19 protein-coding genes are annotated in these 21272 nt (G+C 64.0%); 3 read left to right on the top strand and 16 right to left on the bottom strand.

Annotation, left to right across the window (positions count from 1 at the left end; genetic code table 11):
* Positions 1-11: 11 nt before the first annotated feature.
* From ACAX43_RS25000 to ACAX43_RS24945, 12 genes are all read right to left on the bottom strand, one after another.
* On the bottom strand, positions 12-1826 hold the full coding sequence (locus ACAX43_RS25000) for a TadG family pilus assembly protein (RefSeq protein ID WP_370711075.1): 1815 nt from the start codon (positions 1824-1826) through the stop codon (positions 12-14).
* Position 1827: 1 nt separating this feature from the next.
* Entirely contained in the window at positions 1828-2199 is a 372-nt protein-coding gene (locus tag ACAX43_RS24995) for a DUF3613 domain-containing protein (protein ID WP_370711074.1), read from the bottom strand.
* Positions 2200-2226: 27 nt separating this feature from the next.
* Complete coding sequence (locus tag ACAX43_RS24990; protein WP_370711073.1) at positions 2227-3087, bottom strand: tetratricopeptide repeat protein; 861 nt, start codon at positions 3085-3087, stop codon at positions 2227-2229.
* Positions 3088-3098: 11 nt separating this feature from the next.
* Positions 3099-4097, bottom strand: coding sequence for a type II secretion system F family protein (locus tag ACAX43_RS24985; RefSeq protein WP_370711139.1), 999 nt, complete (start codon positions 4095-4097; stop codon positions 3099-3101).
* A gap of 2 nt (positions 4098-4099) precedes the next feature.
* On the bottom strand, positions 4100-5143 hold the full coding sequence (locus tag ACAX43_RS24980) for a type II secretion system F family protein (protein ID WP_370711072.1): 1044 nt from the start codon (positions 5141-5143) through the stop codon (positions 4100-4102).
* Positions 5136-6518, bottom strand: coding sequence for a CpaF family protein (locus ACAX43_RS24975; RefSeq protein ID WP_370711071.1), 1383 nt, complete (start codon positions 6516-6518; stop codon positions 5136-5138). The genes ACAX43_RS24980 and ACAX43_RS24975 overlap by 8 nt, the downstream gene beginning before the upstream one ends.
* 3 nt (positions 6519-6521) lie before the next feature.
* The gene (locus ACAX43_RS24970) at positions 6522-7763 is read right to left on the bottom strand and encodes a fimbrial protein (protein WP_370711070.1); all 1242 of its coding nucleotides are present in this window, start codon (positions 7761-7763) and stop codon (positions 6522-6524) included.
* 132 nt (positions 7764-7895) lie between these two features.
* Positions 7896-9188: a type II and III secretion system protein family protein gene (locus tag ACAX43_RS24965; protein ID WP_370711138.1), complete on the bottom strand. Its 1293-nt coding sequence runs from the start codon at positions 9186-9188 to the stop codon at positions 7896-7898.
* A gap of 161 nt (positions 9189-9349) precedes the next feature.
* Positions 9350-10297 (bottom strand): Flp pilus assembly protein CpaB, encoded by a 948-nt coding sequence (gene cpaB, locus ACAX43_RS24960; protein WP_370711069.1) that lies wholly within the window; start codon positions 10295-10297, stop codon positions 9350-9352.
* A 91-nt stretch (positions 10298-10388) separates the two neighbouring features.
* Positions 10389-10886 (bottom strand): TadE/TadG family type IV pilus assembly protein, encoded by a 498-nt coding sequence (locus ACAX43_RS24955; protein ID WP_370711068.1) that lies wholly within the window; start codon positions 10884-10886, stop codon positions 10389-10391.
* Positions 10883-11383 (bottom strand): prepilin peptidase, encoded by a 501-nt coding sequence (locus ACAX43_RS24950; RefSeq protein WP_370711067.1) that lies wholly within the window; start codon positions 11381-11383, stop codon positions 10883-10885. The genes ACAX43_RS24955 and ACAX43_RS24950 overlap by 4 nt, the downstream gene beginning before the upstream one ends.
* Positions 11384-11528: 145 nt before the next feature.
* The gene (locus ACAX43_RS24945) at positions 11529-11732 is read right to left on the bottom strand and encodes a Flp family type IVb pilin (protein ID WP_370711066.1); all 204 of its coding nucleotides are present in this window, start codon (positions 11730-11732) and stop codon (positions 11529-11531) included.
* 658 nt (positions 11733-12390) lie between these two features.
* Here ACAX43_RS24945 and ACAX43_RS24940 point away from each other — a divergent pair.
* The 3 genes from ACAX43_RS24940 (at position 12391) to ACAX43_RS24930 (ending at position 16496) form a co-directional block, all read left to right on the top strand.
* Positions 12391-13782: a collagen-like triple helix repeat-containing protein gene (locus ACAX43_RS24940; RefSeq protein ID WP_370711065.1), complete on the top strand. Its 1392-nt coding sequence runs from the start codon at positions 12391-12393 to the stop codon at positions 13780-13782.
* A gap of 281 nt (positions 13783-14063) precedes the next feature.
* Positions 14064-15773 carry a ShlB/FhaC/HecB family hemolysin secretion/activation protein gene (locus ACAX43_RS24935; RefSeq protein ID WP_370711064.1) on the top strand — a complete coding sequence of 570 codons (1710 nt, stop codon included), beginning with the start codon at positions 14064-14066 and terminating at the stop codon, positions 15771-15773.
* Between the two features lie 237 nt (positions 15774-16010).
* Positions 16011-16496 carry a DUF2147 domain-containing protein gene (locus tag ACAX43_RS24930; protein WP_370711063.1) on the top strand — a complete coding sequence of 162 codons (486 nt, stop codon included), beginning with the start codon at positions 16011-16013 and terminating at the stop codon, positions 16494-16496.
* A gap of 149 nt (positions 16497-16645) precedes the next feature.
* On the opposite strand, the gene ACAX43_RS24925 is transcribed toward ACAX43_RS24930, so the two are convergent.
* From ACAX43_RS24925 to odhB, 4 genes are all read right to left on the bottom strand, one after another.
* Positions 16646-17095 carry a transposase gene (locus ACAX43_RS24925; RefSeq protein ID WP_370711062.1) on the bottom strand — a complete coding sequence of 150 codons (450 nt, stop codon included), beginning with the start codon at positions 17093-17095 and terminating at the stop codon, positions 16646-16648.
* 162 nt (positions 17096-17257) lie between these two features.
* Positions 17258-18355, bottom strand: coding sequence for a cell division protein ZapE (gene zapE, locus ACAX43_RS24920; RefSeq protein ID WP_370711061.1), 1098 nt, complete (start codon positions 18353-18355; stop codon positions 17258-17260).
* Between the two features lie 88 nt (positions 18356-18443).
* Positions 18444-19874 (bottom strand): dihydrolipoyl dehydrogenase, encoded by a 1431-nt coding sequence (gene lpdA / locus ACAX43_RS24915; protein ID WP_370711060.1) that lies wholly within the window; start codon positions 19872-19874, stop codon positions 18444-18446.
* Positions 19875-19998: 124 nt separating this feature from the next.
* A complete protein-coding gene (gene odhB, locus ACAX43_RS24910; RefSeq protein WP_370711059.1) occupies positions 19999-21264 on the bottom strand; it encodes a 2-oxoglutarate dehydrogenase complex dihydrolipoyllysine-residue succinyltransferase in 1266 nt (421 codons plus the stop codon).
* Positions 21265-21272 lie beyond the last annotated feature (8 nt).

The raw sequence follows: 21272 nt of genomic DNA, 5'->3' as shown, positions 1-21272 counted from the left end.
TCCTGGTTACGCTAGTTGACCAGTTGCGCGACACCGCATGTCAGCGACAGGTCGTGAATCGTGCTGACGCCAACCTGCGCGCCGAGAAGTTGCAAAACGGGAACGAGTAGTGTGTCGAGGCCCGCAAGCGCAGGCGCCAGAGTCTGACCGAGCGTCGTTACGATAGGTGAGGCAATCGAGCCCAGCGACAGGTTTATCCCGTTCAGCAGCCTGATGCTCAACGCGTTCGGCTGGGCCAATTGAGTCCCGAGGCCCGCCAGAGCGTTGGAAATCACGCCACCTGCATAATCTGAATTGACCGACTGATATTCGTTGTCGACCACCCCGTCGAACGTCAGATAGGCGGGATTGGCCGATGGGTTGACCAGGGCGACGGAAGCCCCCGCCTGAACGGTCACCAGATTCGCCACGTTGACGAGCGTGGCGGGGTTGCCGCAGCTAAATGGCTTCGAGGCCGACAGATTGGCGGGCGGATCTCCCACGCAGATATTCGCGAGACCGGTTTGCACACCGATCACCGACTGGCTCGCCTCGCGCGTCGCAGCACAGTGGGTCGCGCTCAGGCCAGCGGTTCCCGGCGCCGCCTCGATGTAAAGCGGCAGGTTGACATTGACCGGAATCAGCGCCCCGAGCAAGCCTAACGGCAACGACGACGTGCCCAGATTCAGCTTCAGGTACGCGCGCACCTGCGCCGAACGCGCGCTGGTGACCCACGCCGTGGTGCTCCCGGGCGTCGTGCCGGCTTCACCGACGGCCAGCACCGGCGGCTGGATCACCTGCACCCGCAAGGTCGTGCTGAGTCCCGGCAGGCTCAACCCGCCCGCGATATCGACAGGCGGCTGCCCCTTCTGGGCGATCTCGGCGGCCACGACCAGCGCGTCCAGCGGGCTGATCGTCGCGTCCAGCGCGGACTGCGTATTGGCAAGACCAAGCGCGAGCAAGCCCGAGCTCGATGCGCTATTGCCGATGTTGAAGCTGCCCGGCAGGTTGACGCTCGCCACTGTATTGAGCGCGGCAATGGCGGTCGACAGATTGGCATTGGCAATCGTGGTCTTTTGCAACGCCTTCACCATGAGCCCGGCCAGGCTGCCGACCGAGACCGGCAGTGCAAGCAGTCCGTCGACTGTGCCCGCCTGGGCGGCCACCACCAGATCGCGCACACTGAGCCGCGTGGTGGCGAGGCCGCAATACGAGACTGCGTCCAGTTGCAGGTTGATGCCGAGCAGCCCGCCGAGCACGCTGTTGAGGACGCTGGACGATGCCGTGCAGCCATTGCTCGCCACCGAAATCAGCGAGGTTCCGATCGTGAACGCACCGATGTTGGTCGCCTTGGCGGTTGCCGACGCCTCGACGTCGAGCGGCGGTCCGATGAAAAACAGCGGCACGCTTTCGCGGACCGTCACTTTCACCGCATTGATGGGCGAACCGGTGCCGTCGCCCGGCGGCGTGGTCAGCGTGGTGTTGGTGGCGGTGTCCCACCTGCCGCACGCGACCGTGACCGTGCCGCCGGACGGCAAACCATTGGCCGTCGCGCTCTGCGTCGCCGCGCTGGTCGCCAGCGTGCAGCCCGTCGAGCTATTGACCAGTTGCGAGCCCGCTATCGCGGCCATATCGGCGGTCCGTTGCAATTGCCGCCGCGTGAAATACAGGTTGCCCACGTCCAGTACGCCTAATGTCACGAGCGCAACACTTAACCAGATCGCCGCCAGCACGGCGACCGCGCCATGCTGGCGGCGCCCGGCCCGTGCCGCCGCGCCCGCGCGCCGCGCGCCGTGTGGACGCGGCGCGCGAACAACATCGGCAGCGGACGGTCGGCGGCTGCCCATGTCAGTTCGCGCCGGCGAGTCCGCCCGGCGCGCTGCCTGCGCCGCCGCTGCTGCCTGCGCCGCTGTTGTTCAGCGTGGAACCATACAATTCAGGAATCCTGCTACGGAACGATTCCATATAGCGCCGGTAAGCAAGCCCCGCTTCGGCGCCGAGCATCGGCAACTCAGGCGCGGCTTGCGTGTTGCTGCTTTGGAGGTCGAGCCAGGCGCGGGTTGAGCGACCGACCTCGCTTGCCCTCACCGACCGCGGCGCGGCCCGCGCCGGCTCCAGGGCCTCGCCCGTCTGCGCAACGGCGGACGCCGACGCTCCCAGCAACGCGCCGATGCACAGCGTCGACGCCACCCAGTTGCGTTTCCTTATGCCGTTTTTCATCTCTGCTTCCTTGATGGGTCTCACCGGTCACTGCGCGAAGCGCTGTAACAGCCGTGGCGCCGCATCGATGCCCTGCGCGCTCGCGACGGTGCCGGCGCCGGCACGCGCCTGCCCGACTTGCCGTTGTGATTGCGTTTGCACACCGCGAGCTTGCGCGCGCCCCGCCGCGGCCACTTTCGCGGCATCGCTGCGAATTGCCGCGCGCACGTCCGGGGTCAGCTTCTGCTGACTCATCACCGCCATGGCTTGCGCCTGGTCGCCGTGGGCGAGCAGATAGAGCGCCACGTTGCTGACGATCTTCGGATTGTTTTGATCGAGTTCGGCCGCCTTCATCAGCGGTACGCGCGCGCCGTTCACATCGCCGTCGCGCAGTCGTGCATAGCCGAGGTCCGACAAGGTCACCGCATCGGTCGGCGCGCGTTGCGCGGCCTGTTGCAACTGCTGGGCGGCGTTCGCAAAGTCGCCGGCCGCCCCGGCGATCAGCCCGAGCCCGCGATAGCCGCGTGCGGCAAGCGGCGTCTGCAGCAGCTGTGCGTAAGCGCTCGCCGCGGCGGCCGGCTGATCGGTCATGCGCAGTGCGTCGGCGCGCAGCAAAATCGTGTCGGGCGTCGTGCCGTACTGCTTTTCGTACGCGTCGATGTGCGCAAGCGAGGCGAAGTACAGCTCCTGCGACTGCATCTGGTCGATCAGTCCGAGGTACATGCCGGGGGTGTCCGGCGCCGGATCGCGATTGGCCTGCTGGACCATGGCCGCGCGCTCGGCCTGCGCGCCGACGCCATAGCCCACCGGGTCTTTCGACGCGCACGCGCCCAGCAGCGAAAACGCGGTCAGTGCCACGGCGCAGCGCACCGCGGGTTTCAAAAAATCAAACGACAGACAGGCGGCCATTGCAGAAATCCTTACTGTTGTATGAGACGCAGCGAACGCGTGACAGCGAGCACGCCGGGGCCTGCAGTGACGATCATCAGCGCGGGCAGCAGCGTGAGAATCATCACGCCGGTCATCTTCACGGCGAGACGGCCAATGCGTTCACGCAACATTGCGCGGCGCGTTTCTCGCAGGCGGTCGCCGAATTGCTTGAGCGGCTCCTGCACGGCGCCGCCGTGCCGGTCGACCTGCACGAGCAGGCGCACTACCGCGCGTAAATCTTCGTTGTCGTAGCTCGTCCCCAGCCGGTTCAACGACTGCTCGCGCGAGCGGCCCGCGGCGAACTGGCGCTGCGCGATTTCGAGCTCGCTCGCAAGCACCGGCAACATGCCGCGAAAATCGTTGACCATCACCTGGAGACTCTGATCGAGCGACAAGCCCACGCCCTGCAGCAGGCGCAACAAATCGACCAGCAGCGGCAATTCGTCGACCACCCCGTTGCGGCGTTTGGCGGCGCGCCGCTTCAGGACGATCTTCGGCAACAGGAAACCTGCCACCATCGCGATGACGACCAGCGTCACGTAGCGAAGTCCATCGACATGACCCCGCGCCAACGTGCCGGCCAGTGCCGGCAGCCCCAGCGCGCCGACGAGCCGCGCCACGAGAAACAGGCCACGTGTGCGCGTATCCACGAAGCCGCACTGTTCGAGCAGCCGGCGGTCTTCCTCGGCGACGATCTGACGGCCTAACGGTGTATCGAGCCAGCGAATCCCGGTATGCGCGAAACGTTCGAGCACGCCTTTGAAACCCTCCGGCTGCGCGCGTCGCCCAGCAGCTCGCGCGCCGTCCGCGCCGCGAGAGGCCATTGCAGCGAGTGTCGCGGCCCGCAGTGCGCGTTCGTCGAGCGCATGGCTGAGCGTGCGTTCGCTTCGCCGCACGGCGGCCACGCGCGCCAACACGAGGCCGGCGATCAGAAGCAGCGCGAGCGCCGCGAGCAGGAGTCCGACTGCGAAGAGTTGATGGGCCTGCATCGTCATGTCCTCAGGTTCGCCAGCCGGTACAGCAGCCACGCTCCGATCACCTGCAACGCGAACGCCAGATAGACGAGCAATCGTCCGCTCGGGTCGACCCACATCGACGCGAAGTACTTAGGATTGGAGAGGATCAGAAAGCCGCCTATGCCGATCGGCAATAGGGTCAACACCCACGAAGACAAGCGCGTTTCCGCCGACATCGCCACGAGCTCGCGCTCAGCCTGTTCCAGATCGCGCATGAACGACGCCATGCGGTCGAGCATCACATCGGCGCGGCCTCCGTATTTGACCGATAGACGCAGCACGGCGCCAACCAGCTCGAGCTCGCGCACCCCATAGATCACGGCGACCTGGTACAGCGCGCGATCGATTTCGACGCCGGTGCGCAGCATCCGTGACACGTAGTCGAGACATTCACGCAGCGGCGCTTCAGTGGTTTGCAAGGAGGCCTGAAACGCGGCCGGCACACTGTTGCCGAGCGTGATCAGGCGCACGATGCCATCGAGAAACAGCGGCAATTGCCGCACGATCATGTGCCGGCGCTTGCTCGCGCGCACCGTCAGCAGGAAATAGACGAACATCGCGCAGGCAATCCACGTCGCACCGGCAGCCAGCGCGCCGCCGAGGAACGCCCCCCAACCGCACAGCAGCAGCACGATCGCCCCGGCGATGGCAGCCGGCCCCTTTGCGTGGGCCACGCCCGCGCGAGCCATCGCATGTTGCAGCGTGAAGCGCAGGCGTGCTTGCAGGTAACGCCATTGCGCAAGCCAGCCGGCACCGGCCGGGGGCGCTGGCGGTGCGATCGCGACGGGCGCCGCCGCAGCACGTGCAGCCGAGGCGCGTGGACCGGCGGACGCTCCGCTCGCCAGACCGTCCGCGGCGCCTGCGCTCACGACGGTCGGGACGGCCGACGCCATACGTCTGTCGATATACCGTTGCGCGCTCATCTGGCCTTTGCGTTGCGCGCCGCGCTGCCAGAGCAACACCGCGCCGGCAGCACATAGCAGCGCGAGCGACGTAAAGGCCAGGATCGCACTAGACATTGAAGCCGCCTCCGAAACCTCCACCGAAGCCACTGCCGCCGCCAGCGCCGAAGCCCGCGCTGCCGAACCCATTTCCCTGTGCATCGCCGCCGAGCGTCTGACGGAAGCGCGCCAGTTTCGGCGAGTGCGGATGAATGCCGAGCGAGACCCAGTTATCGAGTTCATCGCCTTCCGCCGTCGCGACCGGCTCGTAGCGATACAGCTCCTGGGTCGCGATGATGTTGTCCGACAGACCCGTGACTTCGGTAATCGACAGAATCCGCCTGCGGCCGTTCGAAAGACGCCCGATCTGCACGATGAAGTCGATCGCATTGGCGATCTGCCGGCGCAAACTCGATTCGGTGCCCTGGAAGCCCGCGAAGCCCGCCAGCATTTCAAGGCGGTACAGGCACTCGCGCGGCGAACTGGCATGCACGGTGCCCATCGATCCGTCGTGGCCGGTGTTCATCGCCTGCAGCATTTCGAGCACCTCACCGCCACGCACTTCGCCGACGATGATGCGGTCAGGCCGCATCCGCAAGGTATTGCGCAACAGGTCGCGAATCGACACGACGCCTGCGCCGTCGAAGCCGCCCGGACGGCTTTCGAGCCGCACCACGTGCGGGTGGTTCAGCGACAGTTCGGCCGTGTCTTCGATCGTCACGACCCGCTCCGGCTCGGGAATGTGAAACGCCAGCGCGTTGAGCAGTGAAGTCTTGCCTGAGCTCGTGCCGCCCGACACCAGCACGTTGCAGCGCGCGGCGACCGCCGCGTCGAGCAGCGCGCCGATTTCCGGGTTGTAGGTGCCGTTGGCGAGCAGATCCTCGGGCCGCATCGGATCCTTGCGGAATTTACGGATCGAGACAATGGGTCCGTCGATCGACAGCGGTTCGATCACCACATTCACCCGCCCGCCGTTCGGCAGGCGCGCATCGACCATCGGATTCGATTCGTCCAGACGCCGCCCGATCGGCGCGAGAATGCGCCGCACGATGCGCAGCAAATGCGCGTTGTCGGCGAACCGCACCGGGATCTTGGTCAGCATGCCGTGACGCGATACGTATACGTCGTTGTAGCCGTTGATCAGAATATCTTCGACGGCCGGATCGGCGAGCAGATCTTCGATCGGGCCGAAGCCCGCCAGCTCCTTGGTCAGCGCCTCGGCGATCGACCGCACTTCGCTCTCGTTGATCGGAATCCGGCGCAGCCGGACGAAACTGTCCATTTCCAGATCGACGAACTGGTTGATCGCGTTACGCGACCAGCGGCCGAACTCCGAGCCGAGCTCCTCAATGCGCGTAAGCAGATGTTCGTGCGCCGCGTTCTTGATGTCCTGGAACTGCTGGCTATGCGCGAACGAAGGCGCGTCGTCGGCAAATTCGATTTCTTTTGCCATCGTCTATGACCGCTTGTAAGGGGGTGGAATGAAGCGCTTGAGGGCACCAAGCGCGGATTTTCCGCGTGCTTGCGCAGCCGCGCGCGCAGCGCCGCCAAGCCGTTCGATCAACGGTTCCAGCGCGCGCACATAAGGATCGCGTGCCGCCGCGTCGGCCAGCAGATGCCCTTGATTGACCGCCTGGCCAAGCGCCACTCGGCGCTCCGGCAGTGTGGCCAGCAACGGGATCGCCAGACGCTGCGCGATCTGCGGGGCAGCGAGACCGAGATCGGCGTCGAACTTGTTGACGATTAGCCGTACATTCGCCGTATCCACGCCTTCTTCGCGCAGTGCGTCGAGTACGCCGACCGCGGAGACGATCGAGGCCACGCCCTGATCGCACAACAGCCAGGTTTCGTCGGAGGCCTGCACGACGTGAGCGATGAACTCGCTATTGGTGAAGCCGCCGAGATCGACGATCTGCTGGTCGAAGAACGCCCGCAGCCGGTTCAGCAGGCCAATCGAAGACGAGTACGAGACCTCGCGCATGTCGGCGAGATTGGGCGGCAGCGTGGTGAGTGCGAGACCACTGGCATGGTGCGACAGCGCGGTGTGGACGAAGGTCTGATCGAAGCGACGCAAGTTGCGCACGGCTTCGACGAAATTGAATTCGCTGCGCGTGTTGAGGAGCAGTGAGCCGTCGCCTGCGGGCAAGCCGAGATCGAGTAACGCCGCTTGCCGCCCTTGGGCGACGTCGCGCCGCTGCAGCAGCACCGCGAGATTCGCGGCCAGCGTGCTCACGCCCATGCCGATACGCGCGCCCAGCAGTGCGGTGACATGGCCATGACGGCTGACCGGTTCGACGAGGTTGTCGAGCACCTGGCGTGTGATGCGCAAGGCGTCCTCGGCGGGCGCGCACCGATCGATGAAGTCGCGCACGCCGGCGCGCAACGCGGCTAATGCGCTTTCCGGTTCGGCAAGCGATCCGAGCGCGACGATCTGCATGCCGGGATAGGCCGTGCGCACCGCGTTCGCCGCTGCGCTCGCCGCCGCGGCGCGGCCGCCGGAAAAGTCGACGAACACCAGCGTCGGGTTCAGCGCTGCAATACGCTGCATCAGCATCGACGGATCGAGTGTGGCCGCTTCAACCGCGCCTGCGCCCACCAGCGTATCGGCGAGCCAATGCACGTGTTCGTCGGCTAGCGACGCGAACACGAAATAATCGGTGACCGCGCGTTCAGTCAATGAATGCGTTCTCGCGTTCATATTGGCCCTCCTTATGCGGCATGGGCTGCGAAGCCACCGCGTCATCCTGCCTGCCAGCAGATGCACGCGGTTCGCCCGCGCGCAGGTCCACTTCCCCACAAATCCGGTGCGCCGCCGTGCCGCCCACCGGCTTCACCTGGAAAACCCCGGCACGGCATCGTGCCCCGCCGCGCCGCCCAGCAGTGAGCGCCACACCGGCCCGTTACGCTGTTCGGACTGCTCGCCCGGCGTCGACGGCAAGGTCGCCCCCTTCGCCAGCGGCGACACCAGATGCGGTGTCACGATGATCACCAGTTCCTTTTCGTTCTGCTGATAGTTCAACTGCTTGAAGAACGTGCCGATAATCGGCAGATCGCCGAGCAACGGCACCTTCGACACATTCGACGCGGTCTCGCGATCGATCAGGCCACCGATCACAAAGCTCTCGCCGTCGCCGAGTTCGACGGTGGTGTCCGCGCGCCGCGTAGTGATCGCAGGCACCGACACGCCGCTGATCGTCACGGCATTCGTGAAGTCGAGCTGACTCGCTTCAGGTGCCACCTTCAGCGCGATGCGCCGCGGGCTCAGGACGGTCGGCGTCAACGTCAGTCCGACGCCGTACGGCTTGTATTCGATCGAGGTCGAACCCAGGGCCTGCGGCACCGGCACCGGAATCTCGCCGCCGGCGAGGAAACTGGCGCTTTGGCCCGACAGCGCCACTAGCGTCGGTTCGGCAAGCACCCGCGCGAGATTGTTGCTCTCCATCAGACTCAGGTCGGCGAAGATGCCGTGGGTCGCCGAACTGAACACGAGATTGAACGCGGACGACAGCGGTGAAGCCAGCGCAGGACCCACCGTCGTGCTGCTGGTCGGGCTGAACTGCGTCTGCGGCAAGGTTGCGGAGGTCGCCCCGTTGGGCCCGAATGTGCCGAACGCGAAACCGTTGTTCTGGCGGAAGAAGTTGAAACCGACCTGCTTGAGCACCGAGCGGCTGAACTCAACCACCCGCACTTCGACCTGCACCACCGCACGGCTTCCCACCGTCGAGGTGTCGAACACCGCGCCGTCCTTGCCGAGTGAGCCCTCCGCTGCGACCACTGCGCGCTGGTGCGATTCCATCGTCGCCGACGAGCCGGACACCACCGCCGTGCCGCCGAGCACCTTCAGGCTCGGCGTGTCGGGGCCGAGCAGCGAGGCTGCGGCGGCGGTCGTCACGTTGACGGTGTAGGTCAGCGGCGCGTCGCGGTCCCGCTCCCACAGCATCAGGCTGGTGGTGCCCGCCGCCTTGCCCACCAGTAAGACGCCGCCACGCTTGTCACCCTTAATAATCAGCACGTCCGCCACCGACGGATCGCCGATCGCGACCCTCCGCAGCGCATGACCGGTCGCGAGCGGCTGCTGGCCGCCCACCGTCAGGCCGACAGTCCGCGCAGGCATGCTTTGCATCGTCTGCGCGGCTTGCCCCCGCTGTACCGTCTGGCCCGCTGCGTCGGTCGTGGCCGACAGGGCGAGCAAAGCCATCCCCGCGCATGCCGCCTTCCCGAATACGAAAATCCGTTCTGTCATGTCGTCACGGACGCGTCCGGCCGCCCGCTCCCTGAAACTGCTTACCAGGCGACCGTTTCGGCGCGCCCACCCCGTATCACTTCGACACCGCTCTTTGTATTGTTCGTCTTGCCGGCCATAGGTGTAGCCGGCAAAGGCACGCGCGGCAGCGACACTTGCCGCGCGCCCGCGCCTGCCGGATTGGCGCTTCCCGACAAGGCCTCGAGCGCCACGCCGGCCGCGGCGCGGGTCGAATCCTGCGCGGGCTCGCCCCCAGCGGCATGGACAGCCGTCTTCAACACGCCCGGATAGACCGGCAACGCGCTCTGATCAACTACTTCGGCATCCTTTGGATTACGCAACGCGAAGATCAGACGGCCCGCGGCCTCGGCGAGCGTCAGCCGGTCCACGTCGGCAACCGGCACGGCCAACACCGCCGTGCGCACCATGCCATTCGGGTCGCCGGCGCTATCGCCGCCGGCGGTTGCGTTACCGAACGCCAGCACGCGCACTTTCGACAACAGCAAGCGCGCCTGGGTACGATCGATTTCAGCGCCGCCGCCGAGATTGCCATCGCGTTTAAGCGTAAAGAACACGTCGACGAAATTGCCCGGCCGCAAGCGGTTGCCGACCGCATTAGCTTCGTCCACCCGCACGGCGAGCGCGCGTTCGCCCGGCTCGACATGCTCCGCCAATCCCGACGACAACTGCGCTTCCAGCACCGGCGAGTCTGCGACGATTCCGGTGCTCGGCACGCGGCCCACGAGTTGCGAAGGATCGGTGAAGGCGCCGCTCGGATTGATCGGCAGCGACTGCACGCGCAGCGCATCGATGGTGATCGCCTTGCCTGCCGGCAACGTGCGGGTCGCCAGCACCACCGGGAAACTCGCTGGCATGGCGGGCGTGACGGCGACCGGCACCGGACGGCGCGCCAGTGTCCACGCAAATAGGCCGAGCACGACCGCTGCGGCGATGAGCACGCCGGCAAGAATTTTGGTCAGATTCGGCATGACGGCTCGCGGCGTCGGTTGAACGATGCGTGGCCGTGCGCGCGTTCGTGCGCGCGTCGACGGGCGGAAAGGCCGAGGGCCGGCGCGTGCGTCACTGAATGTTCTCCGGGTTGAGTTGTACCGTGGCGCTGCCCGACAGCGACTTCGGTATCGTGAAGCTCAGAAGCGGCAAGTTCGGCACCAGCGGATACGTGCTGTAGTCGTAGTTCAACGCGACATTGATGCATTTCATCGCGTTGCTCGGTCCACATGACGAGGAAGTGGGCGTGCATGTCAGGTTCTGCACCAGCGGGGAAGCAACCAGGGTCGCGGTTTTGCAGGCGGCAGCGCCGCGATTGTCGAGTGCGTTTTGCACCGAGTTGTTGCTCTGCCAGTTCAGGGCGGCGCGCGCGCCTTCTTCAGCCGCGAGCGTCAGGTTCTGCTGCGCCAGCAGGATCAGGCTGAAGGTGACGATCGCGTAGAGAATCGTGAAGAACAGCGGGAGCACCAAGGCGAATTCGACTGCGGTAGCGCCGCGCTGCTTCCGCAACCGGCGCGCACCGACTCGCCTGAACAGCGGACTTGCGGCTTGGGGCGCCCATCCTTTCATCGCACGCCTCCGGCCAATGGCAGCAGCAACAGCCACGCGCTGGCGGCGCCCGTAAGGCACGCCGCGTACGGCGTGGATGCCCTGCCGCTCAACTCGAAAGTCGGGCCGCCGTGACGGCCGAGGTCCGCGATGCGAGTGCGCGTCGTGATCAACAGCCAGACGGCGTGCAAGCCGGCGGCGAGACTGGCGCCCATCCATAGACCGAGCAGCGCATGCGCGCCGCACCACGCGCCCAGTACAGCGAATACTTTCACGTCGGCGGCGCCCATTGCGCCGAGTGCGAAAAACGGCAGTAGCGCGATCAGGCCGATCAGCGCGCCGACACCGGCCTGAGCGATCGACACGCCAAATGGGCCGCATTGCGCGAGCGCGCAGCCCCATGCCGCCATTAAACCGGCGGCCACCAACGAATTAGAAATGCGCCTGCTGCGGCAGTCGCATATCGCAACAGCCGCCGCCCAGGAGACAAATAACACCATTCCGACATAGGCATTCATATCGCACTCAACAGGCGAAGCAAAGCAATGCGAATTGGCCTGCAATTCGCATTAAAGACCACAGCGTATTTGCGGCACGGCGAATGCCCTGATGCCCGTGCAACAGGGTGTTTCGCTCACGCCAACGAGATATCCCCTTGCCGCGCTAACCGCCGGTACCCGCGGGCGTGCCGCCGGTCGACGGGGTGGTTATCTTGCTGGCAAGAGTGGTCAATACGTTGTTGAGGTTGGTCCCAATGTTGCCCACCGACGTAGCGATGACAAGAACAACTAACCCCGCAATCAGACCATATTCGATGGCCGTCACGCCTCTGTTATCGCGCAGGAAGCGTTTGGTGAATTTTTTCATTTTTACCCTCGGACTTCATTTTTTCGTTTGTTTTCGTGCTGCCTCAGATGACGGATTCTTCAACGCTGCGGACCCTGGTCTCTCATTCCTGGTCCTGCGTATTGCCTGTTGCGCTGCCGAAGCACCGCCTTGCAGCCGGCTTCAATGAAACAGATGTCTATGAGCTGTCTGATCGATAACGCACCTCCTCGTCAATCCGTAATGCTTTCGGGTTTTATAGCCGAACAATCATGTTTAAGCAATTATTCAGTGTCCTCAGCCTCAAAGCACATGCGTTTTAGCCACGCCATCAGATTAACGGCAGTTCGTGCGTTGCAACACATAGGATTAACCATTATTTAGATTTGGTCCACTAATTATTTGCTTCAACAGAACATTCCAAGCGGGCGAGGCCTGTCGTTGCGCTTGCGTTACGCCTTGTTTCGTAACGGCGCGTGCGTCCCGTTACGTTACGCAGTCCTCGCAAACGTTTGGCTAATTCATTTTTACGGGGCGTATCTGATTTAGCCGGCACTCCATTTATCGCTCAAAGCCATATTGCGTCCGGCTTCACGCCCTCCGGCTAAAAAATCTTCCGCATTGCTCAGTCGAAATGGCACGGCCCGTGCAGAGGTAGTCACGCAGCGATACCCAACAACACATGCGATGCGAGGGCGACATGAACATTCAAACGGCCAACACCACGGTAAGAGCAACCCTGATTGCGGCCAGCGTAGCGGCGATGCTTTCTCTTGGCGCTTGCGGAGGCTCCGGAAGCCTGAGTTCCGGCACGGACAGCAACGGTAGCGGCTCTGCCGGCGGCACCCTGTCCACCACCGGCAGCGGTTCGATGGGCTCGGGCGGCTCCCGCTCCAGTACCGGCAGCAACGGTTCGGGGAGCGGCTCCGGCACGGGCAGCGGCACCACCGCGGTCGTCAATGCGCTCGGCACCGTGGCAGGCAACACCGGCGGTGTGGTCGGCGACGTTGGCTCGACGGTCTCGAGCATCGGCACCGTGATCGGCTCGCAAACCCTCCCGGGCGTCAGCTCGCAAACGATGCAATCCGCCGACGGCATCGTGCAGCAAGTCGGCGTGGCGGTCTCGACGCTCGGCGGTGGTGTATCGCAAGGACTCGGCCAATTCGGCAACGGCGGCAATGCGGTCGGCACGACCGTCTCGAGCCTGGGCGGTGTGGCCGGTCATGTCGGCGGCGCCGTGACGGATGCAGGCAGCCTCGTGACGAGCCTTGGCAGCGGCCCGCTCGCGCCGTTGGCGGCCATCACAACGCCGCTCGGCGGCGTCGTCAATACGATCGGCGGCGCAGCGACCAACGGCGGCGGCACGCTCACCACCGCGCTCTCGACGGGTCCGGTCCAGCCAATCACGCAAAACCTCAGCACCGCCATCACGCCGATTACGTCGATGGTCGCGGCGACCACGCAGACGGTGGGCACGACCACCGGCCTCGGCGTGCCGTTGAATACCCTGCTCACAACCGTCGGCGGCGGACTCGGTCAGGCGGGCACGCTGCTGAGCGCAACCGGCGGCAATCCGATCACGACTGCTCTCGGCCACACGGTTACCGATACGGGCACCACGGTCGCATCGGCGGGTGGGCTGCTTACCGGAAGCACCAGCGGCAATCCGCTGGCACCGCTCACCGGTGCTCTCGGCGGCCTGACCGGCGGCACCGGCAGCGGCCCGCTCGCTCCGCTCACCAGCGCACTCGGCGGCGTAACAGGCGCCGTAGGCGGTGCATCGAGCAACACCAGCCCGTTGGCGCCCGTCACCGGCCTGCTCTCGAGCGTGACGAACGGCCTTAGCAGCGCGACCGGCAGCAGCAGCCCGCTCGCACCGGTCACCGGCTTGCCGTCGAGCGTCACCGGCGCCCTCGGCGGTGTTACCACCATGGCGGCCGCAACGCCGACCACGACCACCACCACCGCCTCAGTCGGCTCCGGCACCGGCCTGCCGCTGTCGACCACCAGCGGCAAGGGATCGGACAGCAATCCGCTGGCCCCGGTGACGTCGCTCGTCGGCGGTCTGGTCGGCGGCCTGACGAAGAAGTAAGCGACGAGCAGACCGGCCTCAGCGCGCCGACGGGCGGCGTACTTGCAGTCGTCCATCGATGCCGCACGCGCAAGACGTCCTTCAGACATCCCGTTACGCAGCGCATAAGCGGTCTGCCCCATCACGTGCTCCGCGCTTTTGCAGCCCATGCTCAAGCTCCACAAGGCACGTGACGTACTACTTGCAAGCACGGCAGTATGCGTCGAGCCACATAAGCGATCGCAACCAGCCCGGCCAGGTGGCGCGCCCGCAAGACAAGAACGGCATACGAGGAAAATCCGATGAAACGCGGGTACGGCAGCAAATGGACCTTCCTGCTCGCGGCGATTGCAGCAAGCGCGATGCAGGTAGAAGCACACGCGCAGTCTCGCCCGTCCGGTCCGGTAGCCGGCGGCAACCCGCTGGATTCGCTGCCGCAGATCAAGGCGCCCGACAAGGGCCCGAACGTGACCGTCCAGGTCGCGCCGCAAGTGCCCCAACTTCAGGAACTGCTCAGCCGCCATCTAACGCCGTCGCGCGTGCAGGTCGAGGGCGTGAAGTCCATTCCGTTCGATGAAGTGGCGCAGCGCTTCACGCCCCTCGTCGGCAAAGACACCACCATCGGCGATCTGATCGAGGTCGCCAATGGCGTCACGAAGTTGTATCAGAACCGCGGCTACGCGCTCTCGTTCGCGTTCATTCCCGCGCAGACGTTCGACGACGGCGTGGTGCGCGTGACGGTGGTGGAAGGCTACGTGTCCACGGTCAAAGTGACGGGCAACGCCGGCGCGGTTGAAGACAAAATTCGCGCGATCGCCGACCACATCGTCGCCGACCGGCCGTTGCGGCGCGCCACCTTCGAGCGTTACGTCAACGTGCTGGGTCTGTTGCCCGGCGTGAAGGTCGCGGCCAACGTGCCGCCGCCGCAAAATACCGACGGCGCCACCACGCTCGAGTTGAAGGTGGACCGCAAACCGTTCGACGTCAGCACCGGCATCGATTTCAATCACCCCGGCGTGCAAGGTTTGCTGACGGCGACCGAAAACGGCCTGACCGCGCCTGGCGAACAACTGAGCGTGTCCGCCTTGCTGCCGAAGGGCCGTGACAACGTGACCTATCTCGCCGCCCACGGTGCGGTGCCGATTGGCAGCAACGGACTGATCGCGAGGATCGACGCGTCGCACTATCGCGGCAATCCGGTCGACAATCCAGGCCTGCCCGCTTACATCGAACGCACGGTCATCAACGACAAGGTCGGCGGCTCACTGGCCTATCCGATCCTGTTGAACAACAGGCAAAGCGTGATCGGCACAGCCTCGGTCTATGCCTCGCACGACGAAGATCGCTACAACAATCACGACAGCGGCGCACAGATCGGCTTGCGCTCGCAGGTGCGCGTGATGCAGTTGCAGGCCGACTACGCCAGTGTGGAACCGGGCCAGGTGCGCCGCGCGAGTGTCAATGTGGCGAAGGCGTTTGATATCCTGGGCGCGTCGAAATCCGGCGACTCGAATATTCCTGGCACGTCCGTCACGAATCCGGCGTCGATTAACTTCGTGCGGACCGGCGCAAGCTTTTCGCAAACCAACGAGTGGCCGATGAAGATCGGCACGGCGATTTCGTTGACCGGCCAGTACAGCGCCGTCTCGCTGCCGACCTCGGAACAGATCTCGTTCGGCGCGCAACGTTTCGCGCAAGGCTATCAACCGGGAGAAGCATCGGGGGATTCGGGCTGGGGGGCGATGTTCGAAGTCAACCGGCCGTTCACGCCGGGTTTCACCTTTCTGCGCACCCTCACGCCGTATGTCTCGTTCGACATGGCGCGCGTGTATCTCCATGCGGGTACGCCTTCGCCGTCGAAGCTGTCGTCGATTGCATTCGGCTTCCGGATCTCGGATGCGAAGTACTACAGCCTGGATTTGTCGGTGGCCAAACCGATCGGCGACGCGCCGGTGGAGAGCGCGTCGCGCAGCCCGCGCATCAACGCAACGTTCTCATACCAGTTGAACTGATTCCCGAAAGTGCTGCCGCCTGATTAGAGGTTCCACTATCAAACGGCACGCGCACTTTCACGTATTCTGCGCTGACGATGTGCGACCCGCGGCGCGCAAGCCGCGAGTCGCGGACCGATTCATCCAAAGTTGAACCTGAGGGGCAATACCGGGCATCACGGCGTCAAACAGACTGCCCGAGATGCCAATAACGCTGCGCGACCATGAGCGCGCCGTCTTTAATCAAGGAGGAAGACAATGATGCGATTCACTCAACGCGCTCGCGCAATCGCGCTTCGCACAGCCAAACATGCCGCTCTCGCCGGCGTGCTGCTCGCCAGCGCCGTCACTGCGATGGCGCAGACCGACACCCCGATTGGCACGTGGCAAACCATCGACGATCACACCGGCCAGCCCAAGGCGCTTGTGCAGATTGCAGAGGACAGCAGCGGCTCGCTTAGCGGCAAGGTGATCAAGGGTCTCAATGCGAACGACAAACCGGATCGCCGCTGCACGGAATGTACGGACGCGCGCAAGGACCAGCTGATTCTCGGCATGACGATCATCAGCGATATGAAAAAGGACGGCGACGCCTGGGATCACGGGCAGATTCTCGATCCGGAAAACGGCAAGGTCTACAAGTGCAAGATGCACCTGGAAGATGGTGGGAACAAGCTGGTGGTACGCGGCTACATCGGCGTCTCGCTGCTGGGCCGCTCGCAGACCTGGGTTCGTCAGCAATAGTGAGCGGGACGTTCAGGCGCCGACGCCTGACGCGTGACGGTGGCGTTCCATCAGGGCAGTTGCTGCTGCCACGATGGAACCAGAAACAACGGCCGACGATCGCCGTCGTTCGGCCGTTCTTGCGGTTTGAAGTCGGCGGGTCGGCGTTGTCATGCAGCGTGCTTGAAGGGCGACGCAAATGCGAACGGCGAAGACGGTAACGGCTTGGGCGATGCCGGGCTGTACACCGCGGGCACTGTGGCCGAAGCCTTTTCTGCATCAGCGCTCTTCTGTTCCGCGCTCGGATGCGTGCGCATGCGCGCTTCCATCAGGTTGCAGAGTTCCTCGCTCGCCGCGCCGAACAGCTGATCCATCACGCGCTTGAGCACGCCGGATTCATACCATGCCTTGAAACGGCGATGGCAGGTTTGATACGACGGGTATTTGCGCGGCATAGCCGACCAGGTCGCGCCGCTATACATCACCCATAGCACGCCATTGAGCACGGAGCGCGTATTGGCGAGCGGGCGGCCACGCAGTTCGGAACGCGGGCGCAGTTCAGGAAGCAACGGTGCGACACGTTGCCATTCTTCATCATTGATATCACGGTACGGATTCATGGTTTCTCCTTTGTCAGAACCATGACAAACAAGATATCCAGTCGTCCGCGGACGGAATATAAGACCAATCCGAATCTTGAAAATGCGCCTTGGGACTCCGCCTGTTCGGCGAGCGGACCGTGATCTATCGCAAAAGCATCGTCGCCCGCTTTACGCGGCCCTTCAGGTCAGCGACGTATCGACGATCCGGCGCGGTGTGTCGAGATATTCTTTCGATTGCATTTCAACGATGCGCGACACCGTGCGCGTGAATTCGTTGGCCATCGGACCGTCCACGTAGAGTTGCTCGGGCGGCACCGCAGCCGACATCAACAGCTTGACCTTGTGGTCGTAAAACACGTCGATCAGCCAGGTGAAGCGGCGCGCCTCCGAGGCCATGCGCGCCGACATCTGCGGCACGCCCGACAGGATCACCGCGTGAAAGCGGCTCGCCAGCTCCAGGTAGTCGTTCTGCGAGCGCGGACCGCCGCACAAGGTGGCGAAATCGAACCACACGACGCCGTCAGCGCGGCGCAGTGCCTTCAGCTCGCGCTTTTCGATGTGGAGGATAGGGCTTTCGTCAGGAACCGCTGCAAGGCGCGAAAACGCGTTGCGCAACGCTTTGTCGGAAGCCGCGCCAAGCGGCGCGTGATACACCTCGACCTGGGCCAGCGTGCGCTGCCGGTAATCGATGCCCGCATCGACATTGATCACGTCGAGCTTCGTCTTGATGAGCTCGATTGCCGGCAACATGCGGTCGCGATGCAGGCCGTCCGGATACAACGTGTCAGGATCGTAGTTGGAGGTCATCACGAACTGCACGCCGTTCTCGAACAACTTGTCGAGCAGACGGTAGAGGATCATCGCGTCGGCAATATCCGACACGTGGAATTCGTCGAAGCAGATCAGCCGGTAGCGTTTGGCGATACGGCGCGCGAGTTCGTCGAGCGGATCGGCCGTGCCCTTCAGTTCTTCCAGTTCGCGGTGCACCTCGCGCATGAATTCGTGGAAATGCAGCCGCGTTTTGCGCTGCACCGGCACGATCATGTAGAAGCTGTCCATCAGGAAGCTCTTGCCCCGCCCTACGCCGCCCCACATGTAGATGCCGCGCGGCGGGTCTGGACGGTTGATCAGTTTCTTGAACGCATTCGAGCGGCGCGATTTGTACTCGACCCACTCTTCATAGCACCGCTGCAGACGGTCGACCGCCGCGCGTTGCGCCGGGTCCGATTGATAACCCCGCGTCTGCAGTTCTTTTTCGTAGTATTCGGTGACGTTCATTGTGTTGCTGCAAAAAGAAAGGCGGGAGGGAGTGAACCCGCCCGCCTTTGTGGTGATGCCGAAGTTGCGTTCAGTCAGGCGTGCGTGATTACATGTTCAGCGCGCGCTTGTCCACGGCGAGCGCCGCTTCGCGCATGACTTCCGACAGCGACGGGTGCGGATGGCAAATGCGGCCGATGTCTTCCGACGCCGCCTTGAATTCCATCGCCACCACGGCTTCCGCGATCAGGTCCGATGCGTTTGCCGAGATGATGTGCACGCCCAGCAGTTCGTCTGTCTTCGCGTCGGCGATCATCTTGACGAAACCATCCGCCTTGTTGATGCCCAGCGCGCGGCCGTTCGCCATGAACGGGAACTGGCCCGTCTTGACTTCTCGGCCTTCGGCCTTCAGTTGCTGCTCGGTCTTGCCGACCCACGCGATTTCCGGTTCGGTATAGATCACCCACGGAATGCAGTTGTAGTCGATATGCGGCTTCTGACCGTCGATGATTTCGGCGACCAGCACGCCTTCGTCTTCAGCCTTGTGCGCGAGCATCGGACCACGCACCACGTCGCCGATCGCGTACACGTTCGGCACAGCCGTCGCGCAGTGGTCGTCGACGTCGATGAAACCGCGTTCGTTAGCCTTCAGACCGATTGCTTCGAGACCGAGGTTGTCGGTGTTCGGCACGCGGCCGATCGACACGATCAGGCGGTCGGCTTCGAGCGTTTGCGCGTTGCCGTCCTTGTCCGTGTAGTTGAGCGTGACGCTCTTGTCGGTCGTCGTCACTTCACCGACCTTCACGCCGACGTGGATGTCCAGACCTTGCTTCTTGAACTGCTTGGCGGCTTCCTTGGCCAACGCCTGGTCTGCGGCGCCGAGGAATTCAGGCAGCGCTTCGAGCACGGTCACGTCCGCGCCCAGACGGCGCCATACCGAGCCGAGTTCCAGACCGATCACACCTGCGCCGATCACGGCGAGCTTCTTCGGCACGGTGTCGAAGCTCAGTGCGCCTTCGTTGTCGGACACGATCTTGTTGTCGACCGGCACGTTCGGCAGGTGACGCGCCTTCGAGCCCGTCGCGATGATCACGTTCTTCGCCGTGACGACTTCGGTTTCGCCTTCGCCGCTCACTTCGATCTGCACGCCGGCGTCCGTCTTGCCGGTGAACTTGCCATGACCCTTGAGCCACGTGATCTTGTTCTTGCGGAACAGGAACTCAATGCCCTTGGTCATCTTTTCGACAATACCTTCCTTGCGGGCCAGCATCTTCGTGATGTCGAGCTTCACGTCCGACACATTGATGCCGTGGTCCGCGAGGTGATGCGACGCGTTTTCAAATTCTTCCGACGACGCCAGCAGCGCCTTCGACGGAATGCAACCCACGTTCAGACACGTGCCGCCGAGCTTCAGCGCGCCGGCCGGGTTCTTCCACTTTTCGATACATGCGACGGTCTTGCCGAGTTGCGCTGCGCGGATTGCGGCGATGTAACCGCCAGGGCCTGCGCCGATCACGACGACGTCAAATTCTTTGGACATGACAATCCTTTTGATAACGGAACGGCGCGCGGCCACGCTTCGTGGCGCGCGTCGTTCCTGTACTGCGGAATGCTAGATGCGTAGTGCTTATATGGCGGTGACTTGAATAGCTACAAGCCAGCGATTACAAGTCGAGCAACAGGCGCGCGGGGTCTTCCAGCGCATCCTTCATCGCGACCAGCGACAGCACCGCTTCGCGACCGTCGATGATCCGGTGGTCGTATGACAGCGCCAGGTAGTTCATCGGACGGATCACGATCTGGCCGTTTTCGACCACAGCGCGTTCCTTCGTTGCATGCACACCCAGAATCGCGGATTGCGGCGGGTTGATGATCGGCGTCGACAGCATCGAACCGAACACACCACCGTTCGAGATCGAGAACGTGCCGCCCGTCATTTCTTCGATCGACAGCTTGCCGTCCTTGGCCTTCTGGCCGAATTCGGCGATCTTCTTCTCGATTTCGGCGAGGCTCAGCTGATCTGCATTGCGCAGGATCGGCACCACCAGACCACGCGGCGAACCAACCGCGATACCGATGTCGAAGTAGCCGTGATAGACGATGTCGTTACCGTCGATCGACGCGTTCACGAGCGGGAACTTCTTCAGCGCGTGGACGGCCGCCTTCACGAAGAACGACATGAAGCCCAGCTTCACGCCATGTTCCTTTTCGAACTTGTCTTTGTACTTGTTGCGCAGGTCCATCACCGGCGCCATGTTCACTTCGTTGAACGTCGTGAGGATGGCGTTGGTTTGCTGCGACTCGAGCAGACGCTCGGCGATACGCGCGCGCAGACGCGACATCGGCACGCGTTGTTCCGGACGGTCCTTCAGCCATTGGTCGGCCGATGCCGGTGCCTTGACGTCCGGCAGCGACGGCTTCGCAGCCTTCGGAGCGGCAGCGGCCGGGGCCGGTGCCGCCTTGGCAGCCGGAGCGCCGGCGGTCAGCACGTCACCCTTGGTGATGCGGCCGTCGCGGCCCGTGCCCGACACGTCGCCTGCGCCCAGACCCTGTTCGGCCATCAGCTTGCCGGCAGCCGGCGAAGCAGCGGTGTTCGCACCCGTTGCGGAGGCAGCCTGCGCGGCCGGTGCTGATGCGGCAACCGGCGCCGGCTTCACTTCGGCTTCGACAGCGGCAGCGCCTGCCTTGCCTTCGGTGTCGATCTTGGCGATCACCTGATCCGCCACGACGATGTCACCGTCGTTCGCGATCACTTGTGCGAGTACGCCGGCGGAAGGTGCCGGCACTTCGAGCACGACTTTGTCGGTCTCGATTTCGATGAGAATTTCGTCTTGCGCAACAGCCTCGCCGGGCTTCTTCTTCCACTGCAGCATCGTGGCTTCCGAAACCGACTCGGAGAGCTGGGGAACCTTGACTTCAACAATAGCCATTATGAATA

Origin of the sequence: Paraburkholderia sp. IW21 (assembly GCF_041321145.1) — a bacterium.
Classification (GTDB): Bacteria; Pseudomonadota; Gammaproteobacteria; order Burkholderiales; family Burkholderiaceae; genus Paraburkholderia.
This window is presented reverse-complemented; position numbering and strand designations above follow the sequence as displayed.